The sequence below is a fragment of the Bradyrhizobium sp. 521_C7_N1_3 genome (assembly GCF_052075975.1).
Lineage (GTDB): Bacteria > Pseudomonadota > Alphaproteobacteria > Rhizobiales > Xanthobacteraceae > Bradyrhizobium > Bradyrhizobium japonicum.
Window position 1 is genome coordinate 9,694,432 of the sequence record NZ_CP197232.1, and the last position, 20,725, is coordinate 9,715,156.

27 protein-coding genes are annotated in these 20,725 nt (G+C 65.4%); 8 read left to right on the forward strand and 19 right to left on the reverse strand.

Annotated elements, in window-relative coordinates:
* Positions 1–11: 11 nt before the first annotated feature.
* A complete protein-coding gene (locus tag AB7008_RS46010; RefSeq protein WP_441260987.1) occupies positions 12–461 on the reverse strand; it encodes a DUF3085 domain-containing protein in 450 nt (149 codons plus the stop codon).
* Positions 458–694, reverse strand: coding sequence for a hypothetical protein (locus tag AB7008_RS46015; RefSeq protein WP_014491478.1), 237 nt, complete (start codon positions 692–694; stop codon positions 458–460). The genes AB7008_RS46010 and AB7008_RS46015 overlap by 4 nt, the downstream gene beginning before the upstream one ends.
* A gap of 171 nt (positions 695–865) precedes the next feature.
* On the opposite strand from AB7008_RS46015, the gene AB7008_RS46020 reads away from it, so the two are divergent.
* The 3 genes from AB7008_RS46020 (at position 866) to AB7008_RS46030 (ending at position 2,505) form a co-directional block, all read left to right on the forward strand.
* Positions 866–1,033, forward strand: a complete 168-nt coding sequence (locus AB7008_RS46020) for a hypothetical protein (protein WP_248880321.1) — start codon at positions 866–868, stop codon at positions 1,031–1,033.
* Between the two features lie 58 nt (positions 1,034–1,091).
* Positions 1,092–1,310 carry a hypothetical protein gene (locus AB7008_RS46025; RefSeq protein WP_028159136.1) on the forward strand — a complete coding sequence of 73 codons (219 nt, stop codon included), beginning with the start codon at positions 1,092–1,094 and terminating at the stop codon, positions 1,308–1,310.
* Between the two features lie 187 nt (positions 1,311–1,497).
* A complete protein-coding gene (locus AB7008_RS46030) occupies positions 1,498–2,505 on the forward strand; it encodes an LLM class flavin-dependent oxidoreductase (protein WP_441260988.1) in 1,008 nt (335 codons plus the stop codon).
* Positions 2,506–2,517: 12 nt separating this feature from the next.
* Here the strand turns inward: AB7008_RS46030 and AB7008_RS46035 are convergent, their stop codons facing one another.
* The 6 genes from AB7008_RS46035 to AB7008_RS46060 are packed head-to-tail and all read right to left on the reverse strand — an operon-like array spanning position 2,518 to position 7,134.
* The gene (locus AB7008_RS46035; protein WP_441260989.1) at positions 2,518–3,393 is read right to left on the reverse strand and encodes an amidohydrolase family protein; all 876 of its coding nucleotides are present in this window, start codon (positions 3,391–3,393) and stop codon (positions 2,518–2,520) included.
* Between the two features lie 13 nt (positions 3,394–3,406).
* Entirely contained in the window at positions 3,407–3,799 is a 393-nt protein-coding gene (locus tag AB7008_RS46040) for a RidA family protein (RefSeq protein WP_028159133.1), read from the reverse strand.
* A gap of 25 nt (positions 3,800–3,824) precedes the next feature.
* Positions 3,825–4,628, reverse strand: a complete 804-nt coding sequence (hpaH, locus tag AB7008_RS46045) for a 2-oxo-hept-4-ene-1,7-dioate hydratase (RefSeq protein WP_441260990.1) — start codon at positions 4,626–4,628, stop codon at positions 3,825–3,827.
* Between the two features lie 3 nt (positions 4,629–4,631).
* Positions 4,632–5,492, reverse strand: a complete 861-nt coding sequence (locus AB7008_RS46050; RefSeq protein WP_441260991.1) for a fumarylacetoacetate hydrolase family protein — start codon at positions 5,490–5,492, stop codon at positions 4,632–4,634.
* A gap of 55 nt (positions 5,493–5,547) precedes the next feature.
* A complete protein-coding gene (locus AB7008_RS46055) occupies positions 5,548–6,165 on the reverse strand; it encodes a flavin reductase family protein (protein WP_028159130.1) in 618 nt (205 codons plus the stop codon).
* A gap of 3 nt (positions 6,166–6,168) precedes the next feature.
* Positions 6,169–7,134 (reverse strand): Bug family tripartite tricarboxylate transporter substrate binding protein, encoded by a 966-nt coding sequence (locus AB7008_RS46060; protein ID WP_041956785.1) that lies wholly within the window; start codon positions 7,132–7,134, stop codon positions 6,169–6,171.
* 129 nt (positions 7,135–7,263) lie between these two features.
* On the opposite strand from AB7008_RS46060, the gene AB7008_RS46065 reads away from it, so the two are divergent.
* From AB7008_RS46065 to AB7008_RS46075, 3 genes are all read left to right on the forward strand, one after another.
* Positions 7,264–8,064, forward strand: coding sequence for an IclR family transcriptional regulator (locus AB7008_RS46065; protein ID WP_441260992.1), 801 nt, complete (start codon positions 7,264–7,266; stop codon positions 8,062–8,064).
* A gap of 184 nt (positions 8,065–8,248) precedes the next feature.
* The gene (locus AB7008_RS46070; RefSeq protein WP_212100383.1) at positions 8,249–9,544 is read left to right on the forward strand and encodes an O-acetylhomoserine aminocarboxypropyltransferase; all 1,296 of its coding nucleotides are present in this window, start codon (positions 8,249–8,251) and stop codon (positions 9,542–9,544) included.
* A gap of 4 nt (positions 9,545–9,548) precedes the next feature.
* The gene (locus tag AB7008_RS46075; RefSeq protein WP_441260993.1) at positions 9,549–10,331 is read left to right on the forward strand and encodes an alpha/beta fold hydrolase; all 783 of its coding nucleotides are present in this window, start codon (positions 9,549–9,551) and stop codon (positions 10,329–10,331) included.
* Positions 10,332–10,337: 6 nt separating this feature from the next.
* Here the strand turns inward: AB7008_RS46075 and AB7008_RS46080 are convergent, their stop codons facing one another.
* Both AB7008_RS46080 and AB7008_RS46085 read right to left on the reverse strand, forming a co-directional pair.
* The gene (locus AB7008_RS46080; protein WP_080751987.1) at positions 10,338–11,291 is read right to left on the reverse strand and encodes an aliphatic sulfonate ABC transporter substrate-binding protein; all 954 of its coding nucleotides are present in this window, start codon (positions 11,289–11,291) and stop codon (positions 10,338–10,340) included.
* Positions 11,292–11,313: 22 nt separating this feature from the next.
* Positions 11,314–11,535, reverse strand: coding sequence for a hypothetical protein (locus tag AB7008_RS46085; protein ID WP_441260994.1), 222 nt, complete (start codon positions 11,533–11,535; stop codon positions 11,314–11,316).
* Positions 11,536–11,927: 392 nt separating this feature from the next.
* Between AB7008_RS46085 and AB7008_RS46090 the strand changes: the two genes are divergently transcribed.
* Positions 11,928–12,659 carry an SDR family NAD(P)-dependent oxidoreductase gene (locus AB7008_RS46090; protein WP_441260995.1) on the forward strand — a complete coding sequence of 244 codons (732 nt, stop codon included), beginning with the start codon at positions 11,928–11,930 and terminating at the stop codon, positions 12,657–12,659.
* A 234-nt stretch (positions 12,660–12,893) separates the two neighbouring features.
* Here the strand turns inward: AB7008_RS46090 and AB7008_RS46095 are convergent, their stop codons facing one another.
* The 9 genes from AB7008_RS46095 to phnG are packed head-to-tail and all read right to left on the reverse strand — an operon-like array spanning position 12,894 to position 19,876.
* Positions 12,894–13,505, reverse strand: coding sequence for a pyridoxamine 5'-phosphate oxidase family protein (locus AB7008_RS46095; RefSeq protein WP_028159122.1), 612 nt, complete (start codon positions 13,503–13,505; stop codon positions 12,894–12,896).
* A 22-nt stretch (positions 13,506–13,527) separates the two neighbouring features.
* Positions 13,528–14,124, reverse strand: a complete 597-nt coding sequence (phnN, locus tag AB7008_RS46100) for a phosphonate metabolism protein/1,5-bisphosphokinase (PRPP-forming) PhnN (protein WP_441260996.1) — start codon at positions 14,122–14,124, stop codon at positions 13,528–13,530.
* On the reverse strand, positions 14,121–15,278 hold the full coding sequence (locus tag AB7008_RS46105; protein WP_441260997.1) for an alpha-D-ribose 1-methylphosphonate 5-triphosphate diphosphatase: 1,158 nt from the start codon (positions 15,276–15,278) through the stop codon (positions 14,121–14,123). Before AB7008_RS46105 ends, phnN begins: the two co-directional genes overlap by 4 nt.
* Positions 15,279–15,289: 11 nt before the next feature.
* Positions 15,290–15,988 carry a phosphonate C-P lyase system protein PhnL gene (phnL, locus tag AB7008_RS46110; RefSeq protein ID WP_304494275.1) on the reverse strand — a complete coding sequence of 233 codons (699 nt, stop codon included), beginning with the start codon at positions 15,986–15,988 and terminating at the stop codon, positions 15,290–15,292.
* Positions 15,989–16,010: 22 nt separating this feature from the next.
* Positions 16,011–16,805 (reverse strand): phosphonate C-P lyase system protein PhnK, encoded by a 795-nt coding sequence (gene phnK / locus AB7008_RS46115; RefSeq protein ID WP_028159118.1) that lies wholly within the window; start codon positions 16,803–16,805, stop codon positions 16,011–16,013.
* On the reverse strand, positions 16,798–17,694 hold the full coding sequence (locus tag AB7008_RS46120; RefSeq protein ID WP_304491801.1) for an alpha-D-ribose 1-methylphosphonate 5-phosphate C-P-lyase PhnJ: 897 nt from the start codon (positions 17,692–17,694) through the stop codon (positions 16,798–16,800). The genes phnK and AB7008_RS46120 overlap by 8 nt, the downstream gene beginning before the upstream one ends.
* The gene (locus tag AB7008_RS46125) at positions 17,691–18,794 is read right to left on the reverse strand and encodes a carbon-phosphorus lyase complex subunit PhnI (RefSeq protein WP_304491802.1); all 1,104 of its coding nucleotides are present in this window, start codon (positions 18,792–18,794) and stop codon (positions 17,691–17,693) included. Before AB7008_RS46125 ends, AB7008_RS46120 begins: the two co-directional genes overlap by 4 nt.
* 4 nt (positions 18,795–18,798) lie before the next feature.
* Positions 18,799–19,407 (reverse strand): phosphonate C-P lyase system protein PhnH, encoded by a 609-nt coding sequence (gene phnH, locus AB7008_RS46130; RefSeq protein ID WP_304491803.1) that lies wholly within the window; start codon positions 19,405–19,407, stop codon positions 18,799–18,801.
* Between the two features lie 4 nt (positions 19,408–19,411).
* Entirely contained in the window at positions 19,412–19,876 is a 465-nt protein-coding gene (gene phnG, locus AB7008_RS46135; protein WP_014491455.1) for a phosphonate C-P lyase system protein PhnG, read from the reverse strand.
* Positions 19,877–19,996: 120 nt separating this feature from the next.
* Between phnG and phnF the strand changes: the two genes are divergently transcribed.
* Positions 19,997–20,725 carry a phosphonate metabolism transcriptional regulator PhnF gene (phnF, locus tag AB7008_RS46140; RefSeq protein WP_028159115.1) on the forward strand — a complete coding sequence of 243 codons (729 nt, stop codon included), beginning with the start codon at positions 19,997–19,999 and terminating at the stop codon, positions 20,723–20,725.

Genomic DNA, 20,725 nt, shown 5'->3' on the forward strand with positions numbered 1-20,725 from the left:
GAGATTCAGACTCAAACCCGACAACTGCGTCCTGACGCGGTATCATTTTTGTCCCGGATGCGCGGCGATTGCAGTCGTATGCTCGCCGTTCCTTTTTCGACGACAGCCACCGTCATCGTGTCGGGCTCGAAGGTCACCTCGACGTCGGCGCCGGCATCGACGGCAGTGCCGATCATCACCAGATCGACGAATTCCCTCCCATCGTTATCGCCGAAGATGGCGCGCTTGATACCCAACCAACTTTGGACCGGCACTTTGAGCGGGTCGCATTCGTTTGCGTAGGCCAGAGTCACGCTGCCCCGAGGCCTGGCGCCGTTATGCACGAGATAGATGCCTTGGCCACCGACAAGCCAGAAACCGGGTGAATCTCGACCGTTCATGGCTCGCACCGCAACCGGCCATTGCCGGACGGCCTCGTTCCAGAGCGCCTTCAGCCTTGCATGAGGGAAGGTCAGCTTCACTGGAATTGGTTCCGCCGAGCTGCGTGGTTATACGTGATCGCGTCGGCAATCTGGTCGCGTGGCACAACGCACACGATCTGGGCATCATTCGGCAGAGCGAACGTCAGCCAATAGGTTTCGGCGTCGTACGCGGCGATCACCACGACGGCTTCGACGTAGGCAGCCTTGCTGTTGTCGGCGACGGAAAACCCAGCGTCCGTCAGCGCGGTGCGTTCCTGTTCGTCAAACTTCACGGCGTCATCTCGTGTCTGGAGGACGCCCCCCGCGACTCGCGGTTTACCCGCACTGCTTACGGAAACCTCGTTAAACCGCATTAAGGTTGTGAAGGATTGGCAATGTCCGGCGACGACGGGAGCCCGACGGCTCAAGCGTCACGGCTGCACGAACGAGACCCAAGCCATTGAATGATCTTTCTTGTCAGCGCCGCATCCCTCGATATTCAGCAGGCATCCACTGGCGGCGCCGCAGCGCCCTACCGCGACTGCGTCCAGATGTCGCGCTCCTCGTTCATGGTCAGGACGATCGGCATCGGCTTCGGCCGGATCGGTTGTTACCGAGATTTAACTGGCTGATCTCTCCGGATCGGGCGAGGGCTGCACGCGAGCACACCGTCCGCGAGAACGACCAACAATGCCGGAAATTGAAATCACCGACGAGTGCCGCGCTCTGATTGCGGCCGAGTTCCCGTCCGACGATACCGGACGACGCCTGGCAAGCGGCAAATGGCAGATACAGATCGATGAGGTGACGTGGCAAATGCTGCACAAGGCACGGCGGCCCGGCGAGTCGGTATCGGACTGCATCATTCGCGTTATCATCATCATCCAGCACAAGCGCGGCCTGCTGTAGCTGCCGCCAACGGGAAAGGTGCCGGCCACATCTCGATCGCTGGAGGCTTTACAAAGGGAATGGCAACGCCATCGTTGTACAGCAGATTTGGATTGCATTTGCACGCTACGGCAGCGCTAACATTTCCATAATAAGCCACTACATGTGAGGCCGCAGCGCACACCGCACTCCCACCCGGTACCCACCCATGATCCCCTTCTCCGTGCTCGACCTCGCGCCCATCCGAAGAGGTGGCGATGCGGCGCAGGCGTTCCGCAATTCGCTCGACCTCGCCCAGCATGCCGAGGCCTGGGGCTACAAGCGGTTCTGGCTGGCCGAGCATCACAACATGACGGGCATCGCGAGCGCGGCGACGTCGGTGGTGATCGGGCACGTCGCGGGCGGGACCGGGACGATCCGGGTCGGGTCCGGCGGGATCATGCTGCCGAACCATTCGCCGCTGGTCATCGCCGAGCAGTTCGGCACGCTGGAGTCGCTCTATCCCGGGCGCATCGATCTCGGGCTCGGCCGCGCGCCGGGCACCGACCAGTTCACCGCGCGGGCATTGCGGCGCGATCTCGCCACGAGTTCCGAAAACTTTCCGCATGACGTGCTGGAGTTGCAGGCGCTGCTCGGTGATGTCCAGCCGAACCAGGCGATCCGCGCCGTGCCCGGCTTTGGGACGAAGGTGCCGCTCTGGATCCTGGGATCGAGCACCTTCGGCGCGCAGCTTGCCGCGATGCTCGGGCTGCCATTCGCGTTCGCCTCGCATTTCGCGCCTCAAATGATGATGCCGGCGCTGCGCGAATATCGGGCGCGCTTCGAGCCGTCGGCGCAACTCGACAAACCCTATGCGATGGTCGGCGTCAACGTGTTCGCCGCCGAGAGCGACGCGGAGGCGGAGCGGATGTTCTCCTCGCTCCAGCAGCAGTTCATCAATCTCCGCCGCGGCACGCCCGGCCCGCTGCCGCCGCCGGTCGACGACATGGACGCGCTGTGGTCGCCGGCCGAGAAGGCCATGGTTGGCCAGTCGCTGTCCTGCTCCGCCGTAGGCTCGCCTGAAACGGTCGAGCAGAAGCTGAAGGCGCTGATCGCCGAGACCGGCGCGGACGAGCTGATGACGACGGGCCAGATCTACGACCATGCCGCGCGGCTGCGCTCGTTCGAGATCGCAGCCGAGGTGCGCGACCGGCTGGCAGCGCAGCCGGCGGTGTGAATCAATTGCGCCCTAATCCGGAAAGCCGAACAGCTTTGCCGGATTGTGCACCAGGATCTTCTCCAGCTCGGCCTGATCGGGCGCGTAGCGGTACATCAGCTCGAGCAGGTCGGCGTCGTTGGGCGGCTGCTTGACGGAGACGGGATGCGGCCAGTCGCTGGCCCAGACGCAGCGGTCGATTGCGGCCTCGATATAGGCGCGCGCGATCGGGATGACGTCGTCGTAAGGCGGGCCGGCCTTCGAGGTCTTTTCGCCGAGCGACAGCATCACCCAGAAATTGCCCTTGGCCAGCAGCTCGAGCATCTTGCGCAGGTTCGGATCGGCCTTGCCGGCTTCCGGATCGGGCCGCGCCATGTGGTCGATCAGCACGGGCACGTCGAGATTCTCGTATTTGGCGACGCTGGAGACGATGCCGTCCTTCTCGGGCTGGATCTTCACGTACCAGCCGAGCTCGCGGATGCGCGCGATGGCGCGGGCGAAATCGGCGTCCGACAGCACGGCGCCGAGCTCCTGGCGGAAACTGAAGCGCGCGCCGCGCACGCCCACGTCATGCAGCTTGGCGAGATAAGCGTCGCTCGCTTCCGCGAACACCAGTGCGTTGGCGCAGCCGCGATAGTTCGGGCCCATCGCCGCAAGACCGTCGAGTACGACGGAATGATCCGCACCATAGGTCGTGGTCTGCACGATGATGCCGCGCTCGATGCCGAGCGTCTTGTGCACGCGCAGTGCCGCTTCCCAGGTCGCGCTCGGCATCCGATAGGCCGCACCGGGCCGCTCCGGATATTTGTCGATGGGCCCCAGCACGTGAAACTGGCTGTCGACGGTCTTCGGCGGCGGCGCCTTGACCGGGCGACGGGGGTTCGGATCGAACGGCAGATAGGTCGGCATGCAAAATGCTCCTTCAGTCGATCACGGCGGTGAAGTCGCACTGCACCAGTGCTCCGCCGTCCATGTTGTCCATCGGCAGCGCGTGGCGCGCCGGGCGCGAATGCTCGTCCGGAAACATCTTCAGCCACTCGACATTGACCGGGCCGCGCTGCGTGCGGTCCTTCAGCCACACCGTCATCTTGATGATGTCGTCCGTGGTGCCGCCGGCAGCTTCCACGGTCGCCTTCATATGCGCGAACATGTTGGCGCATTGCGCGTCCAGGCTCGCGGGCATCACGCCGGCCGCATCACGGCCAAGGATGACACCGGACATCACGAGATTGCCGATGCGGCAGGCGTTGGGAATCGGGTTGGCGTGCTTGAAGCCGCCGATGTGGATGCTCTTGCGCCGCGTTTGACCCGTCATGATGCGCTCCCTCTTATATGTTGATTCAGACGAACTGGCACGACACCGAGCCGAACGCGCCATAGTCGGCGTGAAAGGTGTCGCCGCAGCGGATGTCGACGGGACGGGTGAACGATCCCGCCAGCACCACCTCGCCGGCCGCGAGATGTTCGTCATGCGGCGCAAGGCGATTGGCGAGCCAGGCGATGCCGTTGGCGGGATGGTTGAGCACGCCGGCCGCGAGCCCGGTCTCCTCGACTTCGCCGTTGCGGAACAGCAGCGTGCCGATCCAGCGCAGGTCCGCGTCCATGGGGCGGAACGGCCGGCCGCCCAGCACCAGCGCGGCATTGGCCGCATTGTCCGAGATCGTGTCCATCACCTTCCGCGTCTTGCCCGTTTCAGGATCGACGCGATGCATGCGCGTCTCCAGGATCTCGAGCGCAGGCGTGACGTAGTCGGTGGCGTTGAGGACGTCGAAGATTGTGCAGTCAGGTCCGCGGAGCGGCGCCTTCAGCACGAAGGCGAGCTCGACCTCGATGCGCGGCGCGTGGAAGCGGTCGAACGGGATCGGCGTGGCGTCGGCATAGAACATGTCGGCGAACAACACGCCGTAATCGGGCTCGGAGATGCCGACCGCGTTCTGCATCGCCTTCGAGGTCAGGCCGATCTTGTGCCCCTTGATGACGCGGCCGCGGCCGAGCTGGAGCTTGGTCCAGGCGCGCTGAATCGCATAGGCATCCTCGATGGCGAAATCGGGATACTCTTTCGAGAACATCGGGATCAGCGTTTTGCTGCGCTCGGCCTCATCCAGGCGCGCGGCGAGGCGTTCGATCGTGGCGGTGTCGAGCATGGCTTACTGCTCCGCGGCGACGGTGTTGCGCAGAACGCCGATACGACTCGACTCGACCTCGACGACGTCGCCCACCCTGAGCCAGCGCGGCGGATCGAAACGCGCGCCCGCGCCCGTCGGCGTGCCCGTGACGATCATGTCGCCGGGCTTCAGGGTGGCAAAGGTCGAGAGATAGGAGATCAGGAAATCGAACGGGAACATCAGCCGCTCGGTCGTGTCCTGCTGCCGCACCTCGCCGTTGACGCGCGTGATGATGTCATGAGGCCCGCGCGGATCGAGCTCATCAGACGTGACGATCCAGGGCCCGATGCTGCCGGAGCCATCGAAATTCTTGCCCTGGGTGACGTTGAACTTGCCATGGCGCAGCCAGTCGCGGATCGTGCCCTCGTTGCACAGGGTCATGCCGAAGATGTGCGCGAAGGCCTGTTCGCGCGGGATGTGACGGCCGCCCTGCCCGATCACGATGACGAGCTCGCCTTCATAGTCGAGCTGGTCGGACACATGCGGCTTCTCGATCGGCTGGCCGGAGCCGGTCATCGACGACATGCTGCGCACGAACAGGCTGGGATATTTGGGCAGGTCCGAGCTGTCTTTATACTCGGCATTGCGCTCGGCGTAGTTGACGCCGATGCACCAGAGCTTTTCCGGCGCCAGCACCGGCGGAAGCAGGACGAGGCTTCCCAGCGCGTAGTCGGGTTTTTGTCCAGCCACCGCTTCCTGCGCGTCCGCGAGCGCGTTGGCCGCGATCAGCGCCTTCACGTCGGAGAAGTCGCGGCCGATCCGCCTGGTCAGATCGACGACACCGCCTTCAACGGCGGCGCCGTAGCGCGGCGCTCCGTCCAAGAGATAGCTTACGAGTCGCATTGTCGTGTTCTCCAATGGTCTTCAGGCACAAGGGCCAGCGCGATGGGCCGCGCGCTCAGTCTTTGGATTTGGGCGTCTGGAAGACGGTGTTCAGCGTCACGATCTCGCCAAGACGGGCGTAGCGCGGGCCGCCGATGCGCGCGATCGGGTCGAGCGCCGCGGTCTCGACCTTGCCGTCGTTCACGAGGCCGTCGCGGATGTGGAACATCACGACCTCGCCGACGATGAGCCGGCTGCGAGCCTCGCCGAATTCGAGGCACTGCCGGAAGCGGCACTCCATCGCGACAGGTGCCGCCGCGAGCCGCGGCACCTTGATCCGCTCGCACGGCAGCGTCTCCAGCCCGAGATGCTCGACCTCGCTGATTTCAGGCGGATGCTCGACCGAGCTGTCATGCACTGCGCCCATCAACGGAGTGTCGGCGATGTGGATGACATATTCCTCGGTGTCGAGGATGTTGTGCGCGGTGTCTTTGTAGTCGGCGCCTTTGCGGCCGACGCTGATGGCGAGCATCGGCGGCTTCTGCGAGACGAAGGTGAAGGCGCTGAACGGCGCAAGGTTGAGCACGCCGGAGCGCGACAGGCTCGTGACCCACGCGATCGGGCGCGGCACCACGATTCCGGTCATCAGCCGGTAGATGCGCTCCGCGCCGAGCTCGGTGGGGTCGATCCGCATCAATCAGTCAGCCTTGATGTTGGCCTTGCGCACGACCGGAATCCACTTGGCGTCCTCGCGCTCGAGATAGGCCTTGAACTCGGCCGGCGTCATCAGGGTGGATTCGCCACCAAGCTTTTCGAACTTGTCGATCACACCGGGATCTTTCAGGATCGCAACCAGCGTCTCATGCAGCTTGTCGACAATCGGCGCCGGCGTGCCGGCGGGCGCGAACAGGCCCGTAAAAGTCTGGCCGTCGAAATCCTTATAGCCGAGCTCGGCGAAGGTCGGCACGTCAGGCAGCGACTTCAGGCGATGCGGGCTGGTGACGGCGAGCGCGCGGAACAGGCCGGCCTTGATGTGCTGGAGGCTGACCGTGAGCTGGTCGAATGCGAACTGCACCTGGCCGCCCAGGAGATCGTTGATCGCCGGCGCGTTGCCGCGGTAATGCGCGGTGACCCATTGCAGGTCGAGGCTCGACTGCATCAGCTCGCTGAGCAAATGGTTGGTCGTGCCGGGGCCGGGCGAGGCCATCGTCAGCTTGCCGGGCTCGCGCTTGGCGAGCTCGATGAATTCCTTGAACGTCGTGGCCTGCACGGACGGGTGCACTTCGAGCACCAGCGGCGTCATCGAGATCGTCGAGATCGGAAGAAAATCCTTCTTCCAGCTATAGGCCTCGCGCTTGTTGATCTCGGTCGCGAACAGCACCGGGCCGTTGGCGCCAACGAACAGCGTGTAACCGTCGGGCGCCGATTTCGCGAAGGCTTCGCCCGCGATCATGCCGCCGGCGCCGGCCTTGTTCTCGATGATGAAGGGCTGGCCGAGCTTTTCCTGGAGCTTGTCGGCGACGATGCGCGCGGCGCTGTCGACATTGCCGCCGGCCGGATAGGGCACAATCAGCTTGACGCTGCGCGCCGGCCATTGCTGGCCCGATGCGGGTCCCGCCAGCATCGCGGCTGCGGCAGCTATGGCAATCCAGATTAATCTCATGTTAACCTCCCGGCGGCGCTTCCAATTCCATATCGAGTGCCGTGACGTCGCGCATGGCGCTCGATCGCGGCGCAATCTCCAGACGAGCGCTTTACCTGTCGAGAGAATTGTGGCGTTCTTGTCCACAATATGGACAAGACAAACTCCGCAAGATCCGCCCGCGGAACGGCAGAGCCGCGACAGGGCGCGCAGGCGATCCGGCGCGCGCTCGCGGTGCTGCGTATTCTTGCCGCAGGGCGCGAAGACGGCGTGCCGCTGGCCGAGGTCGTGCGCGCGACCGGTCTCACCCGCCCGACCGTGCATCGCATCGTCCACGTGCTGATCGAGGAAGGCATCGTCGAACGTTACGAGCGAACCGGCCGTTACGCGATCGGCAACCAGGTGCCGGAGCTCGCACTTGCGCGCCCGCGGCCGTCGCGGCTGCTGGTCGCAGCAAATCCGTCGCTGCGGCGTGCCTCCACCGAGATCGGCGACACGCTGTTCCTGACGGTGCGAACCGGCAACGACACGCTGTGCGTCGATCGCAGGATCGGAATCTATCCGATCCAGGTGCTGTCGATCGAGGTCGGCGCGCGCCGGCCGCTCGGCGTCTCCAGCGCAGGCGTCGCCATCCTCGCCGCGATGCCGGCGCAGGACGCGCGAAAAATCGTCGCGGCCAACGAGAAGCGATTCGAGACCTACCGGACCGACGTCGCGTCGGTGCTCGGTCAGGTCACTGCCGCGAGACGGCTGGGGTACGGCATGAGGGAGATCGGCCTCGTGCAGGGTACGAAATCGATCTCCACCTGGATCAAGACCCCGGACGGACAGCCTGCCGCGGCGATCACCGTCTCCGCCGTTCGGACGAGGCTCGGCCCGCGCCGCGAGCACGAGGTGGCGGAGATTTTGCTGCGGGAGGCGCGGATCATCGAGCAGGCGATCCGGGGCTAGCTCCGCCTCCCCCGGCGTGCGGTAAGTCAATCGCATGCGAGCTGGGGCGCACTAAGGCCATCACAGCGTCATGGCCGGGCTTGCCCCGGGCATGACGACCTCTTGTGAATAGTCAATGGGCTGACGTGCCGCATCATTTTGTGGCACAAGAGCCGCCTCCGCCGATCGACCAACGAGGCCACGCATGCCCGCGCCGAAACCGCCTGCCTTCGAGACCCTGAGCCTGCATGCGGGCCAGCATCCGGATCCCGCGACCGGCGCCCGCGCGGTGCCGATCTACCAGACCACGTCCTACGTGTTCCAGGATTCCGACCACGCCGCCGCGCTGTTCAATCTGGAGCGCGCCGGCCACATCTATACGCGCATCTCCAATCCGACCACAGGTGTGCTGGAAGAGCGGCTCGCGGCGCTCGAAGGCGGCGTCGGCGCGATCTGCACCGCGAGCGGCATGGCCGCGCTGCATCTGGCCATCGCGACGCTCTTGAATGCCGGCGACCATATCGTGGCGTCGAGCTCGCTCTATGGCGGCACCATCAATTTGCTGGCGCACACGCTGCCGCGCTTCGGCATCACCACGACCTTCGTCAAGCCGCGCGACCTCGACGCGTTCCGCGCAGCGATCAAGCCGAACACCAGGCTCGTGATCGGCGAGACCATCGGTAATCCCGGGCTCGAGGTGCTCGATATCCCGAAGGTCGCAGGAATCGCGCATGAGGCAAAGATTCCGCTGCTGATCGACAACACCTTTGCCACGCCCTATCTCAGCCGCCCCATCGAGCTTGGTGCCGACATCGTCATGCATTCGGCGACCAAATGGATCGGCGGCCACGGCATCGCGATCGGCGGCGCCATCGTCGACGGCGGCCGGTTCGACTGGCGCGGCTCCGGCAAGTTCGGCGTGCTGACCGAGCCCTATGGCGGTTATCACGGCATCGTCTTCGACGAACAGTTCGGCACGAGCGCCTTCATCATGCGCGCGCGCACCGAGGGCCTGCGCGATTTCGGCGCCTGCCTGTCCCCGACCAACGCGTTCCAGCTCTTGCAGGGCGTCGAGACGCTCGGCGTGCGCATGGACCGGCATATGCAGAACACGCATCTGGTGCTGGAGGCGCTGAAATCGAACAAGGCGGTCGATTGGGTCCTGCATCCCTCGCTGGAGGATCACACCGACTATCAGCTCGCAAAAACGCTGCTGCCGCGCGGCGCCGGCTCGATCGTCTCCTTCGGCATCAAGGGCGGGCGACCCGCCGGCCGAAAATTCATCGAATCGCTGCGCATGATCAGCCATCTCGCCAATGTCGGCGACGCAAAGACACTGGTGATCCACCCGGCCTCGACCACGCACCAGCAGATGGATGCCGAACAGCTCAAGGCCGCCGGCATTGGCGAGGAGCTGGTGCGGCTGTCGGTCGGCATCGAGACGGCAAGCGACATCATCGACGATCTTGCGCAGGCGCTGCGCATCTCGCAAAAGGTCTGACACCATGAAGCTCACTGTCAACGGCGCCGAGGTGTTTGCCGCAAACGGCGGCCGCGAGTTCGACAAGTCCCTGCCCGCCGTCGCCTTCATCCACGGCGCCGGCTTCGATCACTCGAGCTGGGCGCTGCATACGCGCTGGTTCGCGCATCACGGTTTTGGCGTGCTGGCGCCCGACCTGCCCGGCCACGGCCGCTCGGCCGGACCTTCGCTGTCAACCATCGCCGAGATGGCGGACTGGACGGCGGCATTGCTCGCCGCGGCCGGCGTGGCGAAAGCGCACCTGATCGGCCATTCGATGGGATCGCTGATCTCGCTGGAGACGGCGGCGCGTCATCCCGACAAGGTGTCCGCGCTGAGCCTGATCGGCACCGCCGCAACCATGACAGTCGGCCCGGATCTGCTGAAAGCCGCCGAAGCCAACTCGCAGGATGCCAACGACATGGTGTCGATCTGGGGCCTGGGCTTCAACGCCGAGCTCGGCGGCAGCCTTGCGCCGGGCCTATGGATGCATGGCGGCGCGCAGGCGGTGCTGAAGTCTTGCGAGCCCGGCGTGCTGTTCAGGGATCTGTCGGCCTGCAATTCTTATGCGAATGCGCTGACTGCTGCTGCGAGCGTGAAAGTGCCGACGACGCTCATCCTCGGCGAACGCGACATGATGACGCCGGCGAAGGCGGGCAAGGCGCTCGCCGCGGCGATCCCGCATGCGAAGACCGTCGTGGTGCCGGGCGCTGGCCACATGATCATGGCCGAGCGCCCGGATGAATTGCTCGCGGCGTTGAGGGGCTGAGCCCGCTCAGGACCCCGGCGTCCACTTCCAGACGATATCGGAGACATTGACCGGCTTCGGGATCAGGCCGAGCTTTGCAAAACGGTCGGCCACGGCCTGCTGCGTCCTGATCACCTCGGCGTCGAGCGGCACCACGCTGTAGACGGAGCGATTGACGAAGCGCCTGACAGCTTCGATGTCGACGCCGGTCGCCTCGGCCTGCGCCTTTGCGACCTCCTCGTGATGCTGCTCCGCCCACTTGCCTTCGGAGGCGAAGGTCGTGTTGAGCTTCGCGACCAGCGACGGATATTTCTCGACGAAGTCGGTGTTGGCGATGTAGTAGGCGTTCGGCTTGTGCACGTCCTTGTCGAAGACGAGAACGCGGGCGTTCTCCTTCAATTCGGCGAGCGCGAGATAAGGATCCCAGATCGACCAGGCGTCGACCGAGCCCTTCACGAAGGCCGCCGTCGCATCGGCCGGCGCGAGCGGCGCGGGCGTGATGTCGGACCAGGACAGGCCGGCCTTTTCGAGCGAAGCGACCAGGAGATTGTGCGCGCTCGATCCCTTGCCGAAGGCGACGCGCTTGCCTTTGAGATCGGCCAGCGTCTTGATGGCTGAGTCCTTCGGCACGATGATCGCCTGGTTATCGCCCTCGGACTTCACCGCCGCGACATACTTGATCTTTGCGCCGCCGGCTTGCGCGAAGATCGGCGGCGTGTCGCCGACGAAACCGAAATCGACGCTGCCGACGTTGATGGCCTCAAGAAGCGGCGGACCGAACTGGAAGTCGATCCATTTGACCTCGATGCCCAGCGGCCTGAAGGCATTTTCGAGCGTTTGACGCTGGCGCACGGCCGGGAAGAAGCCGCCCTTCTGGGTACCGATGCGGATTTCCGCCGGCTTGTCCTCGGCGCGTGCTGGTGCGGCCAGGGCGGTTGCAAGGAGAAGCGCTGCGGTCAGGATATGTCGTCGTGCAATCATGTTGCGGTCCTTTGCGTCAGGTTCAGTTGGCGAAGAGTGAGGAATTGGCGCGGCGGCTCCGCTCCGAAAGCACCGCACGGGCTGCGCGTTCGGCCTCGCGCGCCGAGCGGAACTGGCGGCCTTCGAGGCTGTCGAACAGGCGCTCGGAGGAGAAGAAGCGGAAGCCGCGCTCATCTCTTGTGATGATGCCGGCGGCGCGGTCCTGGATTTCGATGATGTAGGCGTTGGATTGGATTTGGGACATGACTGCTCGTTCGCCGGAATCTCGGCGTTCCTGTCGTGGGATTCGTGCTGCGGGAGGTTGCTAGGAGGCGATCAGCAACAACAACAGGCGCCGGTTGCCGCCGAAAAACAGCGCCGCGTTATGCACGCGTGCATGTCGCTGGGGTTACGCTGGTGATCGGTTTTCATAGTGCGGCATCAAGCTCGAGGAGCAGTTTCGATGCTGCGAATATCGAGAGATTGGCGCGTTCGGTCAATGAAATGGCTATCCATATTTGACACGAGCGCGCTGGCGCGCTTCTCCCGGCGCAAGCACCAACAGACGGATTCATCTCGCGATGAGTTCAACAGGCGCGGGCGGCGGGCATGGTACGCTCGCGCAACGTCAAAACAGACAATTAGGGAGATCCGGATATGGCGGATGATCTGAAGGAGCGCACCGCGCTCGTCACCGGCGGCTCGCGCGGGATTGGCGCAGCCGTCTGTCGCGCCCTGGCCGCATCAGGCGCGGCGGTGGCGATCAACTGCCGGGAGCAGATCGGGCAGGCCGAGCAGCTGGCAGGCGAGATCGGCAAGCAAGGCGGTCGCGCCATTGTCGTTGCCGCCGACGTTTCGCAGCGCGACGCCGTGGCTACAATGGCCGAGCGCGTCACGGCCGGGCTCGGGCCGATCGACATTCTCGTCAACAATGCCGGCATCGCCATCACGCGCGGCGTCGACGATCTCACCGAGGACGATTTCGACCGCACCATCCTGGTCAACCTGAAATCCGCCTTCCTGTGCACGCAGGCCGTGCTGCCGGAGATGCGCGCACGGAAATGGGGCCGTATCGTCAACATCTCCTCGGGCGCGGCGCGCGGGGCCGGCTCGATCGGTCCGCACTACAATGCATCCAAGGCCGGCATGGAGGGTCTCACGCGCGGTTATGCGGCGCGGCTGGTGAAGGAAGGCATTACCGTCAACGCGGTAGCGCCGTCACTGATCGAGACCGACATGATGAGCGGACAGCCCGGGCTCGTCAGCCGCATCCCGCTCGGCCGCTTCGGCACTGCGGATGAGGTGGCGAAAGCCGTGATGCTGCTGGTCGACAATGCCTACATGACCGGGCAGACGATCGCGCTGAGCGGCGGGATGGCGTTTAATTAGGGGTGAAGATGGCGCCGGCTTTCCTTCTCACCTTGTGGGAGAAGGTGGCGCGAAGCGCCGGATGAGGGGTATCTCTCCGCGCATGCCGATTGAGAGAGATAAGTTCGCGGAGAGAAGCCCCTCACCCGTCTCGCCGCTTCGCTATAGCCGATGCAAAGCATCGGCGTTCTTATGAACGGCGGCCGGAGGCCGCCTATGCCACCCCCTCCGACAACGGGAGAGGGTGAGAAAACATCACCACATCGTCGCCGCAGCCCGTTCCGGCCAGATCCGGTCATACTCGGCGCCGCCGACCTTGTTCTCGCTCATCTCGGCGAGGATCTGGCCGGGCGTCGGCAGCGTCTTCGGATCAATCCGCTTGTCGGGATTCCAGAGGTCGGAGCGGACGATGGCGCGGGCGCACTGGAAGTAGATTTCATCCACATTCATCACCATGACGCTGCGCGGCGCCTTGCCCTCGACCTTGAACGAGGCGAGCAGTTCGGGATCGACGGAGAGATGAGCGCGGCCGTTGGCCCGCACCGCGTTGCCGGAACCGGGGATCAGGAACATCAGCGACACCCTGGGATCGCGCACGATGTTGCGCAGGGAATCGACCCGGTTGTTGCCGCGGCGATCCGGCAGCATCAGCGTCTTCGGATCATGGATGCGGACGAAGCCGGGGAGATCGCCCCGCGGCGAGCAGTCGATCCCCTCCGGCCCGATGGTGGCGAGCGCGGCAAACGGCGCCTTCTCGATGAAGATGCGGTAGAGCGGGGTAACGTGGTCGGCGACTTTCACGGTCGAGGCATCACCAACGGCGCCGTAGATGGCCTCCAGCTGTTCGACCGTTTCAATCACCGACATTCCGTTCTCCTTGTTGCGCCGGCTATTCGTGCCAGCCTTCGTTCCTGATCACGCGCACGAGCTGGCGGCTGTGATAGTCCGCGCTGCCCGCGTTGAGGATGGTGACATCGGCATTGGCCGATGCGTCGTCGACGCTGCGCGCGAGGCGATCCGCGATGTTGCCGTCGCTGTGCCGGGCCCGGGCAGCAAGCCGCTGCGCCAGCACGTCCGGCGGCGCCGTGATCGCGACCACCACGACATTGGCATAGGCCTGGCGTAGCGCGCCGATCACCGTGCGCGAGACATTGGCGACGACGGCCCGGCCGGCGAGGATGTCACCGTTGATCTCGAGCGGAAGAGCGTAGGAATGACCATGCGCTTCCCAGTGCACGGCGAAATCGCCGTGCTCGCGCGCGCGGCGGAATTCGTCCTGGCTCATCGCCATGTTGTCTTCGGCTTCGGAGGATTCGCGCGTCACGACGCGGCGCGGAAAGACGACGTCGCGATCGTCGACGCAGGCCGCCTGTGCGAGCCGCAACAGCGTGTCCTTGCCGGCGCCGCTGGGACCGACCACGAGCACGAGCCGCCCGGGTCCGATCCCGCTGGCCTCATCGTGTGCCATGGTCGCGGTCTCGCTCATGCGACGCGGTTTCCTTCGCGCCAGACGCTGCGGACCACGGGAACGTCGCCTGCGACATGCACGCGGATCAGGTCGGCGCGTTTGCCGATCGCGACCTCGCCACGATCCGACAGGCCAACCGCTTCGGCCGGCGCCTTGGTCACGGTGCGAACCGCCGCCGGAAGGCTGATCGCGGGCACATGCTCCGGCAATTGCAGCGCGGCCATCAGGAGGCTGGACGGGATGTAGTCCGACGACAAGATGTCGAGCAGGCCCTCGCGGGCGAGATCGACCGCGGCGATGTTGCCGGAGTGCGAGCCGCCGCGCACGACGTTCGGCGCACCCATCAGGATGTCGATGCCGGCCTGATGCAGGCCGCGCGCGGCCTCCAGCGTGGTCGGGAATTCCGCCACCGACACGCGATCGCGCACGGCATCCGCGACGTTCTCCTCGGTGGTGTCGTCATGGCTTGCGAGCGGAATGTTGTATTTGTGCGCCAGCGCCACGATCTCGCGCATGTTGGTCGCGGCATAGGCTTTCTGATATTCGAAGCGCTTCGCGAACAGCTCGTCGAGCTCGGCATCGGTCTTGCCGCCGCCCTTGCCGCGGTAATAGTCGCGCAGCTTGACCTCGTCGCGGAACTGGCGCTGGCCGGGCGTGTGGTCCATCAGCGACATCAGCTTGACGTCGGGACGGTCGATCAGCTCCTTGGCCTCCTCCACCACGCTCGGCATCGGGATTTCGCAGCGCAGATGCAAGAAGTGGTCGGCGCGCAGCAGGCTGGCGTCGCGCGCGGTCGTGATGGCGGCGGCGAGCACGCCGGCGCGGCCATCGACTTCCTCGGCGCCGTCCTCGCGCCAGACCCGCAGCGAGTCGAACACTGTGGTGATGCCCGAGGTCGCAAGCTGGCCATCATAGGAGATGACGGCTGCGACTGGATTCCAGAACACTTTTGGGCGCGGCACGTAGTGCGCCTCGAGGTGGTCGGTGTGCAGCTCGATCAGGCCGGGCATGATGAGGTCGCCGCCGGCATCCTCCGCACCCGCAGGCGCCCTGCCCTCGCCGATCTCGGCAATGCGTCCGTCGGCAAGAGCGAGCCAGCCCTGCTCGATCACCCGGTCAACCAGCACGATCCTGGCGTTGGCGATCAATGTTTCCTTCGGCTTGGCGTTCATTTCCATTTCCTTCAGGCGGCGGCGGCAAAGCTGGTGACGTCAACAATACGGTCGGCAATCAGATGGCGGATTTCGTCGTCATGGACAATGGCGACCATGGCGACGCCCTGGCGCTTCTTCTCGGCGACCAGATCGACCACGACGGCGCGGTTGGCGGCATCGAGCGAAGCGGTCGGCTCGTCCAGCAGCAGGATCGGCAGCTCCGAGATGAAGCCGCGCGCGATGTTGACGCGCTGCTGCTCGCCGCCGGAGAAAGTCGCGGGCGGAAGCTGCCACAGACGCTCGGGAATGTTGAGACGGTGCAGCAGTTCGCCGGCGCGCTGCTGCGCCTCGGCGCGTGTCAGGCCGTTGACGATCAGCGGTTCTGCGACGACGTCGATGGTCGCAACCCGCGGCACGGCCCGCAAGAACTGGCTGACATAGCCGATCGTGGAGCGGCGGATGTTGAGAACCTGCCGCGGCTCGGCGGTGGCGAGATCGACAAGCGCGCCGCGGTGGCGGATGCCGATACGGCCGGAGTCGCAGCGGTAGTTGCCAAAAATCATCTTCAGGATCGACGACTTGCCGGCTCCGGACGGGCCGGAGAGCACGACGCATTCACCCGGATCGACGTGGAAGGTCACGCCGCTGACGACAGGCAGCTCGATGCCGCCCTGCAGGTGCATCGTAAAGGTCTTTTTCGCGGCGGCGATGTCGATCATGGCGGTCATCGGAAAACTCATCTTGGAAAACTCATGGCGGCAGAATCGAGGAGACGAGGAGCTGGGTATAGGGTTCGCGGGGATCATCGAGCACCTGGTCGGTGAGACCGGTCTCGATGACACGGCCGCCCTTCATCACCATCACGCGATGCGACAGCAGCCGCGCCACCGCGAGATCGTGAGTGACGATGATGACGGCGAGGTGCAGCTCGGCGACGAGGCTGCGAACGAGGTCGAGCAGGCGAGCCTGGACAGACACGTCCAGACCGCCGGTCGGCTCGTCCATGAACACCAGCCGCGGCTCGGTGACGAGGTTGCGCGCGATCTGGAGACGCTGGCGCATGCCGCCGGAGTAGGTCCGCGGTGCATCGTCGATGCGCGCGATGTCGATCTCGACACGGGTCAGCCAGTCCGACGCGGTATCGCGGATGCGGCCGTAGTGATTCCAGCCCACCGCCATCAGCCGTTCGCCGACATTGGCACCGGCCGAGACCGCCATGCGCAGGCCCTGCGCGGGGTCCTGGTGCACATAGCCCCAGTCGGTGCGGAACAGGAAGCGCCGCTCGGCTTCGCCCAGCGTCGTGAGATCGCGGGTGACGCCGTCGCGCATCCGGTATGACACCTGACCGGCGCTCGGCGCGAGCTGGCCCGACAGCATTTGCAGCAGCGTCGACTTGCCCGAGCCGGACTCGCCGACGATCGCCAGCACCTCGCCGGGGTAAAGCGAGAAGGAGACGTCGCGGCACGCGGCGATGCGGCCATAGGACTTGCTGAGCGACTCCGCGACCAGCAGCGGCTGATCGTTCTCCAGCATCTCCTCAGCCATTTGATCCCTCCTGCGCCTTCTCCTTGTACGGCGCGGCGCTGAGGCTGCCGTGATGGCCGGCGGCCTGGCGGCCCTCGCAATAGTCGGTGTCCGAGCACACGAACATGCGCCCGCCCTTGTCGTCGGTCACGATCTCGTCGAGGTACGAATTCTCCGCGCCGCACAGCGCGCAGGGCGCATTGAAGCGGTACGGCTCGAACGGATGGTCCTCGAAATCGAGCGACATCACCTGCGTATAGGGCGGGATCGCATAGATGCGCTTCTCGCGACCGGCGCCGAACAATTGCAGCGCCGGGCAATTGTCCATCTTGGGATTGTCGAATTTCGGCGTCGGCGACGGGTCCATCACGTAGCGCGCGTTCACCTTCACCGGATAGGCGTAGGCGGTGGCGATGTGGCCGAAGCGGGCGATGTCCTCGTAGAGTTTTACGTGCATCAGGCCGTATTCGGCGAGCGCATGCATGCGCCGCGTCTCGGTCTCGCGCGGCTCGAGGAAACGCAGCGGCTCCGGGATCGGCACCTGATAGACCAGCACCTGGTTCGCGTGCAGCGACGTCTCCGGGATGCGGTGACGGGTCTGGATCACGGTCGCATCTTCTGTTGCCGTGGTCGTGGCGACGCCGGCGGTCTTGGCGAAGAACTTGCGGATCGAGATCGCGTTCGTGGTGTCGTCGGAGCCCTGGTCGATCACCTTCAGCACATCCTGGGGACCGAGGATCGCGGCCGTGACCTGCACGCCGCCGGTGCCCCAGCCATAGGGCATCGGCATTTCGCGGCTGGCGAACGGCACCTGATAACCGGGGATCGCGATCGCCTTGAGGATCGCGCGGCGGATCATCCGCTTGGTCTGCTCGTCGAGATAGGCGAAATTGTAGGCGGGCGCGTTCATTCCGCGGCCTCCTTCATGGCATCGGGCGCGTTGGCCTCGGCAAACTCCTTGCGCAGCTTGCGGAGCAGGCCAAGCTCGGACTGGAAGTCGACATAGTGCGGCAGCTTCAGATGCTCGACGAAGCCGGTCGCCTGGACGTTGTCCGAATGCGACATCACGAATTCTTCATCTTGCGCCGGGGCCACGGCTTCTTCGCCGAGCTCGCGGGCACGCAGCGCGCGGTCGACCAGCGCCATCGACATGGTCTTGCGCTCGCTCTGGCCGAAGGCGAGACCATAGCCGCGGGTGAAGCACGGCGCTTCCGTCGCCGAACCCTTGAATTGGTTGACCATCTGGCACTCGGTGAGCTCGATGGAGCCGAGTGGCACGGCGAAGCCGACGTCTTCCGCGAAAAATTCGACCTCGACCTCGCCGAAGCGGATCTCGCCGACGAAGGGATGGTTGCGGCCGTAGCCGCGCTGGGTGGAATAACCCATCGCCAGCAGAAAGCCTTCGTCGCCGCGCGCGAGGTTTTGCAGGCGCAGGTCGCGATCGGCCGGGAAGTTCAGCGGTTCGCGCGTGAGATCGCCGACGCTGGCGCCGTCTTCGGCCCGCGGCGAGGATTCGATCAGCCCGTCGCGGCCCAGAATATCGGTCACACGCGGCGTGGGCGCCGTCGAGGCTTCGGCCGTCGCTGGCGCTTCAGGCACAAAGCCCTGGCCAAGCGAGGGATCGAGCAGGCGGTGCGTGTAGTCGAAGGTCGGCCCGAGAATCTGGCCGCCGGGAATGTCCTTGAACGTCGCCGACACCCGTCGCTGCACGCGCATGGCGCCGGTGTCGACCGGCTCGCTGGTGCCGAAGCGCGGCAGGGTGGCGCGGAAGGCGCGGACCAGGAAGATCGCCTCGATCAGGTCCCCGCGCGCCTGCTTGATGGCGAGCGCCGCGAGCTCGCGGTCATGGAGCGACCCTTCGCTCATGACGCGGTCCACGGCGAGGCCAAGCTGCTCCGAGATCTGGTCCAGCGTGACTTCGGAAACGCTCTGGTCGCCACGCCGCGCATTGGCGAGCAGGCGATGGGCGTTCTCGATGGCGCGCTCGCCGCCTTTGACTGCGACATACATGCGACTAGCTTCCCTTGTTCACGACACGCGTGGTGCGCGGGATCGCAACCACGGCGTCATCGGCGACCAGCACCAAATCGATGCCGCGCGGAAACAGCGCCTCGTTCATGCGCAGGCGCTCGAACAGATCGAAAGGCTTGATCGAGGCCTGAAGCGTCGCGACACCGTCGATGCCGGGGCCACGCAGTTCGAAACTGCGGCCCGAGTCCAGGCTCTCGACCTGAAGGATCACCGTGGTCGAACGATCCGGATACTCGTTCGTGCCCAGCGCGAAGCGCTCGAGCGCCGGCAGCGCCGCGCCGTCGCTGATCAGCGCGAACGCGGCGATCGAGGAATCCTGCACCACCGGCGCGCCGGTGTGGAACTTGAGCCATTTCACCACGTCCGACCTCTCCGCCATCCGCGCATCGAGCCAGAGCGGCGTGTCGTGGTCGAACAGCGTCAGCGCGATCGCGGCAGTGCCGCGCATCGTCGGCCCGGGCACTCCCGCCATCGGCACGATGCGCTGGACCGAGCCCGGCCGCGCCATCGCGTCCATGACGGAACGAAAGGTCGATTGCGCCGACAAGACCTTGTCGACGAAACCCGGCGGCAGCTCCGCAATCGTGGTCATGGCCTCACCCCTCACCGCGCACCATGGTGTAGAAATCAACCTTCGTCGCGGCGGTCTCGGCGGCCGCCTGCTTGCGCTGGATCATAAGCTGCTCGCGCAACGGCGCGATAACGTCACGCTCCACCGCCTCACCGAAATCACTGGACTGCGCCAGCGCGTCGCACAGCGCGATCAGCCGCGCCTTCTCGCCGTCGCGTCCCAGCGTATAGCCGAAGCCGACTTCGCCGCTCGCAAGCCGGACCGCCGCGCGCGACACCGTGGCTTCACCGAGATTGAATGGCGCGCCGTCGCCGCCGACCCGGCCGCGCAGCATGACGAGACCGTTTTCCGGCGCGCGCAGCTCCTGATGAGCCGGCAGGGCGAGAGCGCGGAGGCGAGCGGCGATCTCGCCCGCCTCCGCGTGCGCCAGCACGGCCATCGCGGCCTTGCGCTGGACTTGCTGGTTGTTGTGCTGGGTCACCAAATCCACCGAAACTTTCTGCAGAACTTGCCGAATCCAAGTTGTCTATGATAATAGACAACTTGATACGGAAGCGCCATGACTGTTTCGTGACAAACGTGTGATTTCTGAAGTAGGCTTCTCGGCGACATGAGCATGCAGGACACAGCCTCTTCGGGCGTCGCGCTGTGGCGCCTCGTTGCCGACGGCATCGAACGCGGCATCGCCGACGGCCGCTTTGCGGCCGGCGACAAGCTGCCGGGCGAGATGGAGATCGCCGAAACCTATCGCGTGAACCGCCACACCGTGCGGCGTGCGCTGGCCGCGCTTGCCGAGCGCGGCATCGTGCGCGCCGAACGCGGCAGCGGAACCTATGTCGAGGCGCAGCGCCTTGCTTATCCCTTGCGCTCGCGCACCCGCTTCTCCGAGATCGTCGGTGCCGACGGCCGCGAACCGCATGGCCGGCTGATCGAGGCGTCCGAGGACGTCGCGACCCGCGAACTGGCGCGCGAACTGGGATTGAAGGCCGGCGCGCCGCTGGTGCGGATCGAGGCGATCCGCCTCGCCGACCGCACGCCGATCTGCGTCTCCACCACCTGGCTGTCAGCGGAATTGTTCCCGGGCGCGGGCAACGTGTTCGCCGCGACGCGCTCGATGACGAAACTGCTCGAGCATTACGGCGTCCGCGACTACAGCCGCGGCGCGACCCGGATCACCGCCGGCATCGTGGACGCGACCGATGCTGCGCGGCTCGATCTGCCCCTGGGACGGCCGATCCTCGTGGTCGACGCGACCGACCACGATCTCGCCGGCAAGCCACTGGTGACCAAGCACTCGCGCTTTGCAGCGGAGCGGGTGGAGTTTCTGGTGGAGTCGTAG

What these genes read in the sequence shown, in the direction of transcription:
- AB7008_RS46020 (WP_248880321.1), top strand. Translation starts at nt 866, where the DNA reads ATGATCTTTCTTGTCAGCGCCGCATCCCTCGATATTCAGCAGGCATCC.
- AB7008_RS46025 (WP_028159136.1), top strand. Translation starts at nt 1,092, where the DNA reads ATGCCGGAAATTGAAATCACCGACGAGTGCCGCGCTCTGATTGCGGCC.
- AB7008_RS46030 (WP_441260988.1), top strand. Translation starts at nt 1,498, where the DNA reads ATGATCCCCTTCTCCGTGCTCGACCTCGCGCCCATCCGAAGAGGTGGC.
- AB7008_RS46035 (WP_441260989.1), bottom strand. Translation starts at nt 3,393, where the DNA reads ATGCCGACCTATCTGCCGTTCGATCCGAACCCCCGTCGCCCGGTCAAG.
- AB7008_RS46040 (WP_028159133.1), bottom strand. Translation starts at nt 3,799, where the DNA reads ATGACGGGTCAAACGCGGCGCAAGAGCATCCACATCGGCGGCTTCAAG.
- hpaH (WP_441260990.1), bottom strand. Translation starts at nt 4,628, where the DNA reads ATGCTCGACACCGCCACGATCGAACGCCTCGCCGCGCGCCTGGATGAG.
- AB7008_RS46050 (WP_441260991.1), bottom strand. Translation starts at nt 5,492, where the DNA reads ATGCGACTCGTAAGCTATCTCTTGGACGGAGCGCCGCGCTACGGCGCC.
- AB7008_RS46055 (WP_028159130.1), bottom strand. Translation starts at nt 6,165, where the DNA reads ATGCGGATCGACCCCACCGAGCTCGGCGCGGAGCGCATCTACCGGCTG.
- AB7008_RS46060 (WP_041956785.1), bottom strand. Translation starts at nt 7,134, where the DNA reads ATGAGATTAATCTGGATTGCCATAGCTGCCGCAGCCGCGATGCTGGCG.
- AB7008_RS46065 (WP_441260992.1), top strand. Translation starts at nt 7,264, where the DNA reads ATGGACAAGACAAACTCCGCAAGATCCGCCCGCGGAACGGCAGAGCCG.
- AB7008_RS46070 (WP_212100383.1), top strand. Translation starts at nt 8,249, where the DNA reads ATGCCCGCGCCGAAACCGCCTGCCTTCGAGACCCTGAGCCTGCATGCG.
- AB7008_RS46075 (WP_441260993.1), top strand. Translation starts at nt 9,549, where the DNA reads ATGAAGCTCACTGTCAACGGCGCCGAGGTGTTTGCCGCAAACGGCGGC.
- AB7008_RS46080 (WP_080751987.1), bottom strand. Translation starts at nt 11,291, where the DNA reads ATGATTGCACGACGACATATCCTGACCGCAGCGCTTCTCCTTGCAACC.
- AB7008_RS46085 (WP_441260994.1), bottom strand. Translation starts at nt 11,535, where the DNA reads ATGTCCCAAATCCAATCCAACGCCTACATCATCGAAATCCAGGACCGC.
- AB7008_RS46090 (WP_441260995.1), top strand. Translation starts at nt 11,928, where the DNA reads ATGGCGGATGATCTGAAGGAGCGCACCGCGCTCGTCACCGGCGGCTCG.
- AB7008_RS46095 (WP_028159122.1), bottom strand. Translation starts at nt 13,505, where the DNA reads ATGTCGGTGATTGAAACGGTCGAACAGCTGGAGGCCATCTACGGCGCC.
- phnN (WP_441260996.1), bottom strand. Translation starts at nt 14,124, where the DNA reads ATGAGCGAGACCGCGACCATGGCACACGATGAGGCCAGCGGGATCGGA.
- AB7008_RS46105 (WP_441260997.1), bottom strand. Translation starts at nt 15,278, where the DNA reads ATGAACGCCAAGCCGAAGGAAACATTGATCGCCAACGCCAGGATCGTG.
- phnL (WP_304494275.1), bottom strand. Translation starts at nt 15,988, where the DNA reads ATGACCGCCATGATCGACATCGCCGCCGCGAAAAAGACCTTTACGATG.
- phnK (WP_028159118.1), bottom strand. Translation starts at nt 16,805, where the DNA reads ATGGCTGAGGAGATGCTGGAGAACGATCAGCCGCTGCTGGTCGCGGAG.
- AB7008_RS46120 (WP_304491801.1), bottom strand. Translation starts at nt 17,694, where the DNA reads ATGAACGCGCCCGCCTACAATTTCGCCTATCTCGACGAGCAGACCAAG.
- AB7008_RS46125 (WP_304491802.1), bottom strand. Translation starts at nt 18,794, where the DNA reads ATGTATGTCGCAGTCAAAGGCGGCGAGCGCGCCATCGAGAACGCCCAT.
- phnH (WP_304491803.1), bottom strand. Translation starts at nt 19,407, where the DNA reads ATGACCACGATTGCGGAGCTGCCGCCGGGTTTCGTCGACAAGGTCTTG.
- phnF (WP_028159115.1), top strand. Translation starts at nt 19,997, where the DNA reads ATGAGCATGCAGGACACAGCCTCTTCGGGCGTCGCGCTGTGGCGCCTC.